The sequence below is a fragment of the Aerosakkonema funiforme FACHB-1375 genome, assembly GCF_014696265.1.
In the GTDB taxonomy this organism is placed as follows: Bacteria; Cyanobacteriota; Cyanobacteriia; order Cyanobacteriales; family Aerosakkonemataceae; genus Aerosakkonema; species Aerosakkonema funiforme_A.
On the sequence record NZ_JACJPW010000008.1, the window covers coordinates 74869 to 87265 of the forward strand.

Sequence of the window (12397 nt, forward strand, 5' to 3'; positions counted from 1 at the left end):
AACTGAACACCAAACAAGAAACAATGAATAATGAACTATTTGCTGTCATAAATCGCCTCGGTCAAGCTCTCAATCAAATAGTCGTCGGTCAAAACACACTCGTACAGCAACTGTTAGTAGCCTTACTTGCGGGCGGTCACGTAATTTTAGAAGGCGTTCCGGGAACAGGGAAAACGCTATTGGTTAAAGTGCTGGCTCAACTGGTGCAGGCAGATTTTAGACGGATTCAACTAACTCCGGATATTTTGCCTGCTGATATTATCGGCACCAATATTTTCGATTTGAATACTCGCAAGTTTACCCTCAAAAAAGGGCCTGTATTCACGCAGATATTACTGGCAGATGAAATTAACCGAACACCGCCCAAAACTCAATCGGCGTTGCTGGAAGCTATGGAGGAGGGACAGGTGACGATGGATGGCGAAAGTTTGCCGTTACCGGAATTGTTTTGGACGATCGCAACTCAAAATCCCCTCGAATTTGAAGGCACTTATCCCCTCCCAGAAGCACAATTAGATCGGTTTTTATTCAAGCTGGTTGTCGATTATCCCGACGCGGCGGCGGAAAAGCAAATGTTGCTGAACCGTCAAGCTGGTTTTCAATCGCGACGCCTGGATTTAGCTCGTTTAAAATCTGTAGCAACAGTGGAAGATATTTTATTAGCTCGTCAGAAAGTCAGCACAATTAATGTTGATGATAAAATATTAGATTATTTATTAGGATTGGTGCAGCGCAGTCGCCAACATCCCGATTTAGCATTGGGTGCGTCGCCGCGATCGGCTGTAGCTTGGTTGCAAACAAGTAAAGCTTATGCTTGGCTAAATGGCAAGGATTTTGTCACTCCCGATGATATTAAAACTGTAGCGCCGCCGCTATTGCGCCATCGTCTGATTTTAAGGCCGGAATCTCAGCTAGATGGGTTGCAAATTGATGCTGTGATTGCTTCGTTATTGAATCAAGTTGCTGTACCGAGGTGACTTTATTAACATTGCAATTTTTGGCATCTAGAAATACTTAGGAGGAATGACGCTGGGCAAATTGCCTTGAATCAGCTTGACAATTTGCTCAAATTGATATTGGTTAGCGAGTTCCATTAGACCAGTACCGAGTTGAGCGAGTTCTGGGGATAGTAGATCTACGAGTTTAGCGATCGCAGCATCATCTCCACATAGCGCAGCATCTTCTAATTGAGTCAGCCATTCTTCTGGCAATGCCGCCAAAAGCTTTGGATCGAGGGAACTTGCGGGAGAGGAAAGAGAGGATAGGGAAGAGGAATAGTTATCTTTTTCCTCTTCCCGATAGACATACTCTAAGCCCAGGTATTCCGCCATCTTGAGAAATAGGGTCTGTTCTCGGAAGGGTTTGCTGATGTAGTCGTTGCAGCCAGCTGTGAGGGCGAGGGTACGATCGCTCTGGGAAGCCTGGGCGGTGAGGGCAATAATAATACTGTTCTGTCCACCTTCCATTGCCCGAATTTGCTTGGTGGCTTCGTATCCATCTAGCACGGGCATCCGAATGTCCATCCATGTTAGGTCAGGTTGCCATTCTTGCCATAGTTGCACTGCTTCCTGTCCGTTGGTCGCTTCTTTTACCTGCAATCCCAATTGTGTCAGCAATCTGACCATCGGCAAACGATTTTCGGTGCGATCGTCAACTACCAAAATGCGATAATGCGGTTGACCGGGAGCTAACCCAATTACGAGGCGATCGTTCGGTTCGGGTGTAATATTAATTCCGCTAGTTGCGGTGACGGGAAGGGTAAAGGTAAATGTACTTCCCTGCCCTAAAGTGCTACTGACAGAAATTTCACCGCCCATCAGTTGCAAGAGTTTGCGGCTAATGCTCAGACCTAGCCCAGTACCGCTGGCCGATCGCTTTCCGGCTTGGGCTTGCACGAACGCATCAAAGATGGTATCAAGTTCTTCAGCCGCAATCCCTACACCAGTGTCAGTGACGGTAAACTGAAGAAGATGCCGAGTTGTAGTTGCTGTATCTGGATCGGAAGGCAGAGTTTTGACGTACAAAGTAATACTTCCCCGTTTGGTAAATTTGATCGCATTACTCAGAAGATTGATCGAAACTTGGCGCAGTTTTTGCGCGTCGGCAAGAATAAATTGGGGAACTTCAGGCGCAATCTCGAAATAAAGGTCAATTCCTTTAGAATTTGCTCGTTCTGCCAACATATTGCGGAGGGAATGCAGCAGCAAAATTAAGTCAAATTCGCTCTCTTCAATGGTGCTGTGTCCGGATTCGATTTTGGAGAGATCCAACACATCGTTAATCAAGCTCAAGAGGTGATCGCCACTGCGACGAATTGTTTGCAGGTCTTCTTGCTGGCTGGGAGTTAGAGAGGGGTCGCGAGTCATTACCTGGGCAAATCCTAGAATCACGTTGAGGGGAGTGCGTAATTCATGACTCATATTGGCAAGGAAGATACTTTTCGCCAAATTCGCTGCTTCTGCGGCTTCCATTGCCTGTCGCAGTGCCAGTTCTTTTTGCTTGCGATCGCTAATATCTTTCATGAAGCAGTAATGACCCAGGAATTGGTGCCGATCGTCGTAAGTTGCTACTATCACCAATTGTTTGTCAAAAATCGAACCGTCTTTGCGAATCCCTTTGGTTTCAACTTCAACTCTGCCGTCTTGCATCATCTGCCAATAGGCGGCAACCAGTTTTTCCAATTCATCGGGATGTACGGTATTTTGCCAGGGCATCCCGATTATTTCTTCTGGCTGATAGCCTGTCATGTCAGCATAAGCTTTATTGACGTAAAGGTAATGTCCTTGCCGATCCAGTTTGGAAATGCCGGAAAGGGCATTTTCCATCACGTGACTCATTTCTCGCAGTTCTGCTTCTGCTTGTTTGCGATCGGTGATATCTTCTGAAAAACCAAGCAGATAATCCGGTTGATTCCGATCGTCATAAATGGGAATCTTGACGGTATGCAGCCAACGTTTACCGAGATTGTGACTATCGATGACTTCTTCGCGAATATCTTGGACAGTGCCCTTGGCAAAGACTTCTTTATCTTTTTGGAAGAAAAAGTTTGCTTGTTCGATAGGAAAAAAGTCACAGTCACTTTTGCCGAGCGCTTGTGCGGCTGAAATCCCAAATAACTGTTCGCTAGTTTTATTCCAAAACTGAAATACACCAAAGTTTTCAGGATGTCCATCCTTGACAAAAATCGCAACTGGTAGATGATCTAGCAGCGCTTGTAAGAAATTGCGAGTTTGTTGAATTTCTAACTCTGCTTGTTTGCGATCGGCAATATTCCGGGCAATCTTTGAAGCTCCAATTATATTGCCTGTTTTGTCTTTTATTGGCGAAACGCTTATGGAAACATCGATTAAGGTTCCATCTTTTTTCAGTCGCTTGGTATCGTAGTGTTTGATGCGTTCTCCTCGCCTAATTTTCTGGAGGATTTTGGTTTCTTCTTCTTGATATTCTCCTGGAATCAATTTTTTGCCACATTCTCCGATTATTTCGGCGGCTGTGTAACCAAAAATTTGCTCTGCCCCGACATTCCAGCTTGTAATTACATCTTCTAAGTTTTTGCTGATAATGGCATCTTCTGAAGATTCTACGATCGCAGCTAATCTCGCTAAGCTAATTTCTGCTTGTTGTCGCTGGTGAATTTCCCTTTGCAACTTAAGATTGGCTTTTTTAAATTGATAGATTTGGCGTTCGCTAATTTGGATTAGATGCACTACCAAGGCACATAGCCAAACTAAAACTAAGCCGCCTATTAACACGACATTTGGTAAGGGAGATTTCACATTTGCTATTAATGCTGGAGTTGGAGAAACTTCTATCCGCCAGTCTGCATTATATGCTCTAACTACAACCGTTTTCCGAAGTAAAGATGGAGATGGAATCCCTTTGCTGTAAATTAAATCTGCGCTATCGTAAATGGCAATATTATAGCCGATTGGGACTTTTAGAATACTTTCAAATAAAGTTTGAAAACGAAATACTCCGAGAATAAACCCATCAAAACGGTTTCCTACAAATAAAGGAAATATTGCCAAAAATCCTTTTCCACCTTGAGCTAGTGAAATATGGCGCGTTAAGATAGGTTCGCGCAAATCGCGAGCTACCTGCAAAGTGATTTTGCGACGAAGTTCCCGACTCAAATCTAAGTTTTTTGCTGCTTCATTTCCCGCTAGCGGTAACACCCACCGCACTTTAAATGATGAATCGACCCATTCGATCGCTTGACAACCATAAAAATATTGTATATAAGCATCAGCATCGGCTTGCCAAAGAGCTTGTGATTTACCGCCACTCACTTGCCAGCGAGTTGCCATTTGCCGAAGTGCCAGCATTCGTATTGATAATTCTTTGCTCAGTTCTGACTCGATCGCATTGGCTTCTTGCTGAATTAGCTGCTCAATATGAAGTTGTTCTTTGGTGTTTAGCTGTTGCCATAAAAGTAAGACGACAACAGAAGCCAGCACACCAAACAGTAGAGGTAGCAGTCTTTTAATAAGTGTTTTGCATAAGGTTATCATTAGTTTAATTCGAGCGAGCCTCATAAACATATCGTGTATTTCTAGTATAGGAATATTTTATATTAATTGCCTTAATATAGTAAATTAAATGTTCCCAACATCTGATTGAAAAACTTGAAAATTACAGGCTGTATCGATTATAATAATTTGACAAAACAAACGCTCGAAGCTATAGACGGGATAAAGCTTGCTAAACTTTGGCGTCAGCATTCAGCTGTCAGGTATCAGCGTAGAACTTGGAGAGGAATTAACCGTCAACAGTTTCACAAAAGAGCCGAAAACTTAAGCGTTCTCAGTTGCATTAGCTGACGGCTGATAGCTGAATGCTTACACTTTGGCAAAGCACAAATTAAACATTTAACTTACCCCCTAACGAAGAAAGTTGTTTCTTTATACTTGCTATTGTAACCAAATTTGCAGATGTCGATAAACTCTTTCTGTGAAGTTCATAAACTGGCATTTCTTGCCAGCAGTGACGACAAAACCAATAGACATCTTGGTGGCGGATGTGACGCAGCATTTGATGCGAGCAGCAGGGACAGTCTGTCATAAAAACCTCGTTTATTAAAAAAGCAACTTTGATGACACGAGAAATATCAATTCTGCTCGGATAAGATCAGGGGCTCTCGCATTTGAGCGACAATCGATCGCCCAAAATCATAAATTTTACGCCCAAATGCTAATACCTACGGCAGCCTACGCCAACGCGCCTCTATCTTACAGAAATGCCTAACCGAGCAGTATTGCGAGAAACATAGTGTCGATCGAGAAGCGTTAAGCTCAGTTGCACCACGAATAAACTTACTGTAGAGCTAGAAAATAAAGATTTGGTAAAAAATATAACTTTGTTAATGTATAGAACAAAATCTATATATTTCGTAATAAATTAACGGCAGAGAGCGCGAGATCGAGCCTTGATTTTTGATGGTACTGCAATCGCTCAAAATATGCGATAATGTAAAAAGCGTATGGCAAACACTGTTTTAGCAGTATAGATCGTCCTTGCGATCGATCTCAGAATTTATCTTCCATCCCAAGACATTGGCAATTTGAACGGTAAGCATGACTGGATCGATCGGGTTCAAAATCACTACTTGCAGTTGATATCGTTGGAACCAAATATGTTGGAAATCAACCCATTTGGATCTGAGAGCTAATAGCACCACAGGAATTTTCTCAGTTTCAGGTTGTTTTTTAAGGTGCTTGACAAATAGCAAACCGTCTATCTCATTTAGGCAAAATTCCAAAATAATCGCATCTGGCCGATCTAGACTTGCCTGTCGCAAGCCTTCTAAACTTGAACTAACAGATCGCACGTTCCAACCGCCTAAATCAGTCAAGCAAGCCTGGATTATCTCCCGTATATTGGGTTCTTTGTGAATAAGTAAAATTCTGTTGGCGGTCATTTTAACCATTGGGAAAGTATTCATATAGGTCAGCAGGAAATTTTCTCCTATGGGAAGCAACTAGCCTGGAGTTGCATAAAAAGAGGCTAGCTCAAAAAGGTAAGGAATTAATAAAGATTTTTTTCTATCTACAAACTATGAAAGTTATATTCCCATCCTAAAATCTCTGCCACTTCTTCCGTCAGGATGGTGGGTCGGATCGGTTTGGCAATTACTCCAGCTACTCCCATGCGATCGAATCTGACGCGATCGCTGGGCAAGACTTTGGCTGTCAGCAGAATGACTGGAATCGATGAGTTTGCCGGCTCGGATTGGAGGCGATCGTACACAGCAAATCCATCCATTCCCGGCATCGATATATCTAGCAAAATGGCATTAGGTCGTTCTGTTTTGAGGATCTCAAAACATTCCTCTCCCGATGCTGCCCCCAGTGTTTCCCATCCGGCTAAGTCTTCCAAACACGCCCGCACCAGTTCGCGGAGGTGTTCTTCATCATCAACTACAAGAATCTGTCTGTCTGTCATTCCATTTTGAATTTTAGATTGATTTTACAATTGGATAGTAGGTAGGGGTAGGGTAAAGAAAAAAGTGCTGCCTTCACCTAAGATACTTTCAGCCCATATTTTTCCATTATGCCGTTCGATAATACTGCGGCAGATCGCCAATCCTAAACCAGTTCCTCCTTTTTCGCGGGAATCGGAGGCATCAACCTGTTGAAATCGCCCAAAAATTAATTCTAGTTTATCCGCCGGGATACCCCGTCCGCGATCGCTGACTCGAAATAACACAAACTCGGTCTGATGTTCGATACTGATGCGAACTGTGGAATGGGCAGGCGAGAATTTTATCGCATTACTGAGCAAATTTGTCAAGGTTTGGATGATGGCATCTGCGGCTGCCCATACTTCTGCATCGGTGGGGGTAAAAGCGAGAGAGATTTGTTGTCGATCGGCAATCTGTTGTATCCCATTAATTGCTTGCTGGATCAAATCTGTAGCTTTGCAAACAGTTTTCTCTAGAACTGCGCTGCCGGACTCTAGCCGCTCCAAATCTAAAATATCATTAACCAGGTTGACTAAACGATTGGTATCGAGTATGGCAATTTCGATTAGGCGTCGAGATTTTTCTGGTTTTTTATCGTAAATTCCACTTTCTAATAGTCCCAGCGACATTTGAATTGCGGTTAAAGGCGTGCGGAGTTCGTGGCTGACAATACTAATGAATTCGTCTTTAATTTTTTCAATTTTTTGTCGTTCGGTGATATCTTCGCCAATGCTAATGGTTCCTATAATATTTCCCTCTAAATCTTGCAGGACAGTATTGTTCCAAGCAATCAATTTTTCCTCACCCGATTTGGTCAATATGGGATTTTGATAATAGGGATAATTGTTGTGATTCAGTAATTCCGAGAAAGCGCTTTTAATTGATATTTTAATAGAGCTATGTAAGAAATTTTCAAACCAATTCTTTCCTAAAACTTCTTGGCTAGTGTACCCTGTGAGCCTGAAGAAAAAAGGATTGGCGTAGTTGACATTTCCCGCTCGATCGAATCCGACGACGATCGACTGCACGTTATCCAATAGCGATCGCCAGCGTCGTTCGGCTTCTCGGATCGTGGCTTCTGCTTGTTTGCGCTCGCTAATATCATTGTTAATTTCCAGTATCTTAATTGCTCTAAAGGCATCATCTTTTTGCACAACCCAACGGCTGGATACAGTAATAAGTCGATCGTCCTTAGTAAAATGAATAAGTTCTCCTTCCCAGTAACCTTTTGCCAACAGTTCTGTTTCAATTTCTGTGAAGGGCTGAGGAAATTGGGTTTTTAATAAACTGTGCGTTTCTTGCCCAAATGCCTCCGCTTTTGTCCAGCCATACATAGACTCGGCTCCCCGATTCCAAAAAGTGATAACCGAGTTTAAATCCCAGGTGATAATACTATCGTGGGCGAGGTCTAAAAGTTGGGCTTGTTCTTTTACTAATTGATAGGCTTGTTCTTTTTCTAGTAAAAGAACTAACAGACGAGCGTTTACGTCTGTTAGTTCTCTAGTTCTTTCTATTACTCGTTGTTCGAGTTCGGCATTAAGTTTTTGTATGGCTATTTCTGCTTGTTTGCGCTCGGTAATTTCTTCGCAAACGGTACTGATGCCAATAATGCGATCGCCATCTTTTAAGGGTAAAAAGTGACCTAACCAAACTCGCTGCACCCCTGGTCGAGACGGAGTTTCCCCGAAGATTTCCACATTCAAAAGGGGTTGCCCCGTTGCTAAGATGGGACGCAACAGTTGTTCGGCAGTATCGGCTAGATTCGGTAATAGTTCGGCCACTGTGCGACCGATATGTGCTGCCACAGAAAACCCGTTCATTTCTGCCAGTCGCTGGTTGATTCGCACGAAGCGGAGGTCGCTGTCCAAAACGCTCAAACCAATGGGAGCCGATTGGTAAATGGCTTCAATTTCAGCTAGTTGTCGCTGAAGTTGAATTTGAGTTTCTTGGAGAGCAATTTCTACCTGTTGGCGCTCCTTTAGTTCAGTTTGTAACTGCTCAAATAAATCGGCTTGTTGGATGGCAATTCCCGCTTGAATTGCTATTTGTCGGATCGATTCGATTTCATAATCTTGCCATTGGCGGGGAGCAGTACAGTGATGAGCAGCCAGCAATCCCCATAATTCATCTCCCACCAGAATCGGAGCAACCAAATTAGCTTTAACTTGGAGGTTGGCCAAGAATTCAATGTGACAGGGACTCACACCGGAATTATAGATATCCGATTTGACCGTGATTAAGCCTTTTTTGAAGGGTTCGACATATTGTTCGCCAATGCAAGGGTCGTGGATTTGGAGCGGTAAAAGTGCCATGCAGCCGGCTTTGACCGACTCAACCACTACTTGACCGGCCCAATCTGGAGCAAACTGAAATACGATCGTCCGATCGCATTGCAAAAACTCTCGCATTTGCTCCACAGTAGTTTGAAGAATATCTTGCAAATTGAGCGATTGGCGGATGCGCTGGGTCATTTCCAGCAACAAGCGTTGTTGCTCGACTTGCTGATGCAGTAAGGTTTCTGTTCGCTTGCGATCGTCAATGTTCGCAACTGTACCGATCGTTCGCACGGCTTGACCTGCTTCGTCATCAAAGCTTTGTCCTCGTCCCTCAACCCAGTGAAGGCTACCATCTGGCCAAATGACGCGAAATTCATGCCGATAGATGCTTTTTGTTTGCAAAGCTTGCTGTAGCGCCTTATTTAAGCCTTGCCGATCTTCAGGATGGACACGCGCATCAAAGGTTTCGTATTTGCCATCAAAAGTCCCAGGTTCTAATCCCAATAACAGCGCGTGTTCCGGCGACCATTTGATTTCTCCCGTGACTAAATTCCAGTCCCACATCCCCATCCGCGCCGCTGACAGAGCTAACCTCAGTTGTGTAGCGCTATCCTGTAAAATATCGGCATTTTGCTGAATTAATTGCTGATTGAGCCGCTCAATCTTTTTTTTGCTCTCCTGGAGATAGCTGGTGAGTAAATTAATAACTGTTGCCACCAGCAGAAAAATGCTTAACCGCAATATATTCCCCGGTTGCGCGGGCCAAAGTTGATGAACGGGGACAAAGAAATACTCGATCGCCAGCATCGAAAGGACAACGGCAACGCTTCCCGGTCGAAAGCCGCCATACCTAGCAGTGACAATGATGGCAATGTAGAACAGCGGACTGATAATGGGTGCGAGCAGTCCTTCTAGCCAGACAGAGAGGAGAAATGCGATCGCCGTTGAGCCAATGGCAACTCCGTAGGCTAAAAATAGCCGATTCGATCTCATGGCTACTTCCTCTCCTTAGCCATTTGGCTAATAAATTTGATTTTCTTTACCAATTTTTTACTTTTTGGCTTTAAGTTTAATTTGTCGAAGATTCGGTTAGATAAAAATGTCGCCCAGGAAAGTCTTGTTTGTTCACAATAGTATAACTATTTCCGACCTGATACAACATGGTTTGGAAAATATAGAATTTAGTCAAGTATCTAAAGCCAATTCAGTTAAAGCAATGTTAATGGAAATGTTAATTAATCCTCCCGATATGGTTGTTTTAAATTTTGATTTTTCAGATATGAACGGGGTGGAAGTAGTAAAAATCATCAGGAATTATTTGGATTTTCAATCCGATGTAGTAGTTGTTGTCAGGAGAAATTTAACTCCTTACGAAGAAAGTATGTTAGCTGAATTAAAAGTCTCCCAGATTATACATAAAGTAGCTTGTTAACCTTTGCCATGTTTGTTTTCCCAACTAGGTACTATTTGAATTTCTAATTTCTAGCGCCAGCGAGTGCGCTCAATTCGACTGAGTACCCGTGTCACGAGTTCTGGCCCCAATACGGGTTTAGTGATGAAATCATCAGCTCCGGCAGCAAAAGCTTGACTGAGAGAGTCTGCATCGGTGTGAGCAGTCACAACTAAAATCGGTAAATCACCCTGCTGCACATCCTGTCGCACCACCTGGCACAACTCCAGCCCGCTGACTTGTGGCATCTGGAGATCCAGTATGACTAAATGGGGGGAAGTTTTCAGCAGCATCTGCCAAAATCGTTGAGGTTCGCTTAAAGTTATCACTTCCAAACCCCAAGGCGTTAGCAATGCGGATAAGTAAGTCAGCATTGTTCGGTCATCGTCAACAATTAACACTTTGGGTTGTAAAGCTTGATTTTTGGGTAAAACACGGGTGATGGCTTGAAAAATTTGTTCGCTCGTGGCAGGTTTATGTAGAAATTGTTTAGCGCCTAATCGCGATACTGCTAAGCGATCGGCAAGGCTATCTCGTCCGGTAAATACAATCACAGGAAGGTGAGGCGATCGCTCTTTTAGTTCTTGCAGCAGCATCAAACCATCTTCCTCTGTTTCTGGGAAACTTAAATCTAATAAAATGACATCGGGGACGGACAGAGCAAGGCGCGATCGTGCGACAGCTAGATTCGAGGCAATTTCGATCTGCAATCCCCAAGCTTCCGATTCTACTTTTAATAGCTCAGTCAAAGCCGTATCGTCATCGATCGCTAACACGCGATAGTCGCAAAGAGTAGGTATCGGTGTAGGCGTCGATGTTATAGGTGGCTTGGCTAATTCCGCTTGTAATGCTGTCACCACTTCAGACAATCGAGCGATGTCTGCCAGCGCGAACGGGCGATCGTTCATGAGCAAATGCTCAGCCGATCGCGCCAGTTTCGATCCTTCGGAATAACCGAAAGAAGCCAGAGAGCCTGCCAATTTATGGGCTTCCTGCTTTGCTGCTTGCTGTAATTCGGCTGCTAAATTTCCTGCTAATAATGCAGTTTTTGCTTGTGCCAATACGGCAATTTGTTGCTTAAATACTCCCCAAAACCGTTCTAATACTTTGTCGATCGCAGAGCGATCTCCCACAGCAGATTTCTGTTTTCGGGTGTTATCTGTCCCTGAATCATCCAGACTTGACGATGCCGATTGGGGATAAGGCTTGAGTCGATAGCCCATGCCATAAATTGTTTCGATGATTTCTTCGGCTAAACCGCCTGCTTTGAGTTTCTTTCGTAAATCCTTAATATGAGTAATAATGGCGCGATCGGTGGGCCCATCATCAAATCCCCACAGACGATCCAGAATGACACTGCGGCTGAAGATGCGATCGGGGTTTCGCATAAATAATACCAGCAGATTAAATTCTGTTGCTGTCAGCGAAATGACTTGTTCGCCAAAGGTGACTCGACCGGAATCGAGATCCAAACAAAGATTTCCCCAAGTTAACGTAGCGGATGAATCCTTCCCCATACTTCCTGGGGGGAATGCGTTACTGCGGCGCAATAATGTCCGTATGCTTGCCAGTAATACTTCCGCAGCACAGCGTTTGCTGATATAACTATCAGCTCCAGCATCAAAGCCTGCCACCACATCCGCATCTGAATCGTTTGCCGTTAGCAACAGGATCGGTTTGGGGTAGTTTTGCGATCGAAGTTGCCGACATAAGCTAATCCCATCTAGTTTTGGCACCTGCACGTCCAGCACAATCAGGTCATACTCAAGTGCGGTTGCCAGGTTTAGTGCAGTTTGTCCATCGCTCGCTACATCGATCGCATAACCATTTGCCTCCAACACCTTTGCCAGTGTAGCGCTCAGCAATGAATCTTCTTCTACTAACAGAATTTTTATGAAAGATTTCTTCATTCTGAATATGGGCTTTCCAAAAATTGCGGAAGAAGTCCCCACCTACACTCAGGCGAGACGAACAAAGAAGGCATTATCAATAAGCCTATGAGTTTGATGCACCAAAGGCAATCATAATTAAAAAAATTATATCAATTGCGGTAGGATTGCTGAAAAAAATTCGCCTACTTATTCTGGGAGGCGATGCTGTGCATTGGCCACTATACTTTATATAAATCCGGGTCTGCTACCTTCTTTTTCAGCCTCAATTTTCTTCTCCTAATCTCCCTTTCCCCGCTGCGGCCAACAATAACGGCGGTAA

8 protein-coding genes are annotated in these 12397 nt (G+C 43.8%); 2 read left to right on the forward strand and 6 right to left on the reverse strand.

What is annotated here, in order from left to right:
• Nucleotides 1-23: 23 nt before the first annotated feature.
• Nucleotides 24-977, forward strand: a complete 954-nt coding sequence (locus H6G03_RS04795) for an AAA family ATPase (protein WP_190462612.1) — start codon at nucleotides 24-26, stop codon at nucleotides 975-977.
• Nucleotides 978-1004: 27 nt separating this feature from the next.
• Here H6G03_RS04795 and H6G03_RS04800 read toward each other — a convergent pair whose 3' ends face one another.
• The 5 genes from H6G03_RS04800 to H6G03_RS04820 form a co-directional block, all read right to left on the reverse strand.
• Nucleotides 1005-4511 (reverse strand): PAS domain S-box protein, encoded by a 3507-nt coding sequence (locus H6G03_RS04800; protein WP_242056924.1) that lies wholly within the window; start codon nucleotides 4509-4511, stop codon nucleotides 1005-1007.
• 349 nt (nucleotides 4512-4860) lie between these two features.
• Nucleotides 4861-5061 carry a CPCC family cysteine-rich protein gene (locus H6G03_RS39705; protein ID WP_190462614.1) on the reverse strand — a complete coding sequence of 67 codons (201 nt, stop codon included), beginning with the start codon at nucleotides 5059-5061 and terminating at the stop codon, nucleotides 4861-4863.
• Nucleotides 5062-5494: 433 nt separating this feature from the next.
• Nucleotides 5495-5941 (reverse strand): response regulator, encoded by a 447-nt coding sequence (locus H6G03_RS04810; protein WP_206756607.1) that lies wholly within the window; start codon nucleotides 5939-5941, stop codon nucleotides 5495-5497.
• 104 nt (nucleotides 5942-6045) lie between these two features.
• Nucleotides 6046-6441 carry a response regulator gene (locus H6G03_RS04815; RefSeq protein ID WP_190462618.1) on the reverse strand — a complete coding sequence of 132 codons (396 nt, stop codon included), beginning with the start codon at nucleotides 6439-6441 and terminating at the stop codon, nucleotides 6046-6048.
• Between the two features lie 24 nt (nucleotides 6442-6465).
• Nucleotides 6466-9729 carry a PAS domain S-box protein gene (locus tag H6G03_RS04820; protein WP_190462619.1) on the reverse strand — a complete coding sequence of 1088 codons (3264 nt, stop codon included), beginning with the start codon at nucleotides 9727-9729 and terminating at the stop codon, nucleotides 6466-6468.
• Nucleotides 9730-9901: 172 nt separating this feature from the next.
• Between H6G03_RS04820 and H6G03_RS04825 the strand changes: the two genes are divergently transcribed.
• Nucleotides 9902-10168: a response regulator gene (locus tag H6G03_RS04825; RefSeq protein ID WP_190462621.1), complete on the forward strand. Its 267-nt coding sequence runs from the start codon at nucleotides 9902-9904 to the stop codon at nucleotides 10166-10168.
• 50 nt (nucleotides 10169-10218) lie between these two features.
• On the opposite strand, the gene H6G03_RS04830 is transcribed toward H6G03_RS04825, so the two are convergent.
• Nucleotides 10219-12096, reverse strand: coding sequence for a response regulator (locus H6G03_RS04830; RefSeq protein ID WP_199315131.1), 1878 nt, complete (start codon nucleotides 12094-12096; stop codon nucleotides 10219-10221).
• Between the last annotated feature and the right edge of the window lie 301 nt (nucleotides 12097-12397).

Coding starts and splice junctions, on each gene's coding strand:
- H6G03_RS04795 (WP_190462612.1), top strand. CDS start 24: ATGAATAATGAACTATTTGCTGTCATAAATCGCCTCGGTCAAGCTCTC.
- H6G03_RS04800 (WP_242056924.1), bottom strand. CDS start 4,511: ATGATAACCTTATGCAAAACACTTATTAAAAGACTGCTACCTCTACTG.
- H6G03_RS39705 (WP_190462614.1), bottom strand. CDS start 5,061: ATGACAGACTGTCCCTGCTGCTCGCATCAAATGCTGCGTCACATCCGC.
- H6G03_RS04810 (WP_206756607.1), bottom strand. CDS start 5,941: ATGAATACTTTCCCAATGGTTAAAATGACCGCCAACAGAATTTTACTT.
- H6G03_RS04815 (WP_190462618.1), bottom strand. CDS start 6,441: ATGACAGACAGACAGATTCTTGTAGTTGATGATGAAGAACACCTCCGC.
- H6G03_RS04820 (WP_190462619.1), bottom strand. CDS start 9,729: ATGAGATCGAATCGGCTATTTTTAGCCTACGGAGTTGCCATTGGCTCA.
- H6G03_RS04830 (WP_199315131.1), bottom strand. CDS start 12,096: ATGAAGAAATCTTTCATAAAAATTCTGTTAGTAGAAGAAGATTCATTG.